The following is a 3,214-nucleotide window of genomic DNA, read 5'->3' on the forward strand; positions in this document are numbered from 1 at the left end:
CGTGTAGGTATGAGAATTCATAGGCGGAGAATTTCCGGCTAATATATATAGTGGAGGCTTAAGAAGCAGATATAAGCGGAGTATTCCGATTAACTGCTCTAAATAAGGCAAAATCCAAAGATTTGGATAATATAAACGGAAAAACTTCCTTTATTTTAAAGAAAATATGGGTATTTCCCAATTTTAAAAAGAATTTTTCCGTTTAATTTTTCAAACACTGCGAAACCAATATTCAGCAATAACAGAGCCTAAAATTAAGGTGTAAATCCTTGGAAAACAGAAGACCCTGTGGTCCTTATTTCCTAGTGTGGTGCCTGATACCACACTAGGAAATAAATCCAATTACAATCCCACCGTTATAGAGCACGCAGTGAAATATTACAAATTATCCGGTCGATGCCTTAATTAATGAAAAAGGGCTGCAGAGATTTTCAAGAAATCCGCTGCAGCTCTGGTTTAGAATATGCTATATTACATAATTACATAGTTTCCCGATATTTTCTACTTCCACAGAAACAACATCACCGGACTTCATCGGACAACTGCCAGAAGGAGAACCAGTAGCCAAAACATCACCTGGCTCAAGTGTCATAACCTGTGATATCCAACTGATAAGGTAAGGAATGGAAAGTGACATTTGATTCGTATTACCATCCTGTACGACTTTTCCGTTTAAGGTTGTAACTATTTGCAAATTAGTTGGATCTATCCCTGTCACGATACACGGACCTAAAGGACCAAATGTGTCGAACCCCTTGCCGCGTGTAAACTGGGGATCCTTTTTTGTCAGATCTCTAGCTGTTACATCATTAAAGATTGTACAGCCAAAAACATAATCCAATGCTTCTTCTTCTTTTATGTTTTTCCCACGCTTGCCAATAACAAGTGCCACTTCTCCTTCCAATTCCACCTGCTTGGTTAACTCACTTGAAGGAAGAATGATTTCCCCTTGATCTGGAATCAAGGAAGATGCCGGCTTTAAAAACAAAAACGGTTCTTTGAGATTGGCCTTGCCTCCAGTTTCTTTTGCATGTGCAGCGTAGGTCCAGCCGAAATTAACTACTTTTGAGGGTGCTACAGGTTCCAATATTTTCACATCACTATATTTAACTCTTACACCATCAAATTTTAGTTCATTGTTTAGAATTTCCGCGAAATTACTAGACAATTGTGAAATTTTATTATCCTCAACAATTCCGTAATATACTTCACGGTTATCATTCTGATATCGAACTATTGTTTGTGTTTTTTGTAGTACCTGCATTATCATACCACACCATCTCCATCAATAGATAAAATAGTATATCTAAAAGAAATCATGCTATTGAAACACTTACTTGATAAATCGAACCTGCTGGCTGATTAACTCAATTTGTTCGTCCTTCTTTTTATTGAACTCCACCTTATTTTCCTCAAAGACGTTATTTCCTTCTGCGTCAATAGAAACAATCAGAGGACCGAACTCATTCACTTCACAGACCCAAAGAGATTCAGGCATTCCAAGGTCTTTCCAGTGTACTTCTTTAATTTCTTCAACCTTTGTTGCGGCAAAAACGGCATTTCCGGCTGGAAAAACGAGGTGCAGTGCTTTATGAGTCTTGCAACCTTCTTCAGTGTTCTTCCCCATTCCACCTTTTCCAACAATGAGTTTAACACCTGTTTCTTCAATAAATTCCTTTTCAAACTTTTCCATTCTCATACTGGTTGTGGGGCCAATAGAGACAATCTCGTATTGTTCATTTCCGAGGTCTCTAACAATAGGACCAGCATGGAAAATAGCTTTACCCCTAAGATCTACAGGTAATGGAATTTTTTCTTCAATAAGCCTTCTATGGGCAACATCCCTGCAAGTAACAATCGTACCGGTTAGGTAGATAATGTCTCCAATTCGGATTTCTTTAAGATCTTCATCTTTTATAGGTGTTGTTAATACTTTCTTACTCATAGTGTTACCCCCTCGTGAGTACTAATTTCATAGTTCAAATTACTATCAAAGGTGATCTTTCCTCTTCTATGGGACCAGCATCCGGTATTAACTGCAACTCCAATAGTAGAAGGATGTCTTGCAGTATTCACAACATTTACACCCATGACGGATTTAGAGCCCTTAAGTCCCTGAGGTCCAAGGCCAATCGCGTTAATTCCATCCTCAAGAAGTCTTTCCATCTTTGCAGCGTTTTCATTTTCATTTTGACTTCCAACGGGTCTCATAAGGGCTAATTTTGAATTTAATGCTGCTGTTTCAACAGAAGTACCGACGCCAACACCTACAAGAAGTGGGGGACAAGCATTAAGTCCATAACTTGTCATGCGATCAAGAACAAACTTTACTACGCCTTCATAGCCTTCACCGGGCATTAGAACCGTTGCCACTCCAGGAAGGGTACATCCGCCTCCTGCCATATAAGTGTAGATTTCCACTTTGTCACTGTCTTCTTCAATCTCCCAGAAGATACTTGGTGAACCGTTCCCGATATTCTTTCCTGTATTATACTCATCGAATGTCTCTACAGAATTGTGACGCAAAGGTGTTTCTTTGGTTGACTGAAAGACACTATTTCTTAGAATACTTTCCAATTGCCCAATCAAAGGGAAGTTCTCTCCACACTTTACAAAAAACTGAAGAACGCCTGTATCCTGACAGGAAGGTCTCTTTAACTCAAAGGCGAGCTTCTGGTTATCAAACATAGTTTTATAGATGATTTTTGCAAGAGGATTATCTTCCCCTTCGCTCAGCTCTTTCAGCTTATTTTCCACATCGTCTGGAAGTTTGTAGCTGACAAGGGATATAAACTTTGACATCAGATTCGTCATCTTTTCTTTTTGCTGTGTTTTTTCCATAATAGCGTTCATAATAACTCTCCTTTTTATGGTTAGTTCGTAACCCAGTTAGTTTAGTGATGGTGTGACTGACTTTATGTGTTAATTATTAATTAATGTATACGTTAATGTCAATGGGTTTTTAAAAAATAGGATTGATAGTTTGATATTATTGACTTAAAAACCCTTTAATTTATTGTTTTTTAATTGTGTTTCCTTTGTGTCTTTTGATATATAGGAAAATGGAACTAAAAATAAAATATTGACAATAATGTATACGTTAAGTAATAATTGCTGTAAGGGTTTTCACCTGAAATAATGAAACGAACATGAAATTGAAGGAGGTAGTCGAATGTCTAGTAACCATATTTTTCGTATAGCAACTATCCCATGA

General features: G+C 37.6%; 3 protein-coding genes. All 3 read right to left on the reverse strand.

The annotated features are described in order from the left end of the window. Window positions 1-466: 466 nt before the first annotated feature. Entirely contained in the window at window positions 467-1,264 is a 798-nt protein-coding gene (locus V7659_RS25460) for a fumarylacetoacetate hydrolase family protein (RefSeq protein WP_335542908.1), read from the reverse strand. Window positions 1,265-1,333: 69 nt separating this feature from the next. Further along, window positions 1,334-1,945 (reverse strand): L(+)-tartrate dehydratase subunit beta, encoded by a 612-nt coding sequence (ttdB, locus tag V7659_RS25465; protein WP_335542909.1) that lies wholly within the window; start codon window positions 1,943-1,945, stop codon window positions 1,334-1,336. After that, complete coding sequence (gene ttdA / locus V7659_RS25470; protein WP_335542910.1) at window positions 1,942-2,853, reverse strand: L(+)-tartrate dehydratase subunit alpha; 912 nt, start codon at window positions 2,851-2,853, stop codon at window positions 1,942-1,944. Before ttdA ends, ttdB begins: the two co-directional genes overlap by 4 nt. Between the last annotated feature and the right edge of the window lie 361 nt (window positions 2,854-3,214).

This window comes from Neobacillus drentensis (genome assembly GCF_036966985.1).
GTDB classification, from domain to species: Bacteria; Bacillota; Bacilli; order Bacillales; family Cytobacillaceae; genus Neobacillus; species Neobacillus drentensis_E.

What these genes read in the sequence shown, in the direction of transcription:
- V7659_RS25460 (WP_335542908.1), bottom strand. Translation starts at nt 1,264, where the DNA reads ATGCAGGTACTACAAAAAACACAAACAATAGTTCGATATCAGAATGAT.
- ttdB (WP_335542909.1), bottom strand. Translation starts at nt 1,945, where the DNA reads ATGAGTAAGAAAGTATTAACAACACCTATAAAAGATGAAGATCTTAAA.
- ttdA (WP_335542910.1), bottom strand. Translation starts at nt 2,853, where the DNA reads ATGAACGCTATTATGGAAAAAACACAGCAAAAAGAAAAGATGACGAAT.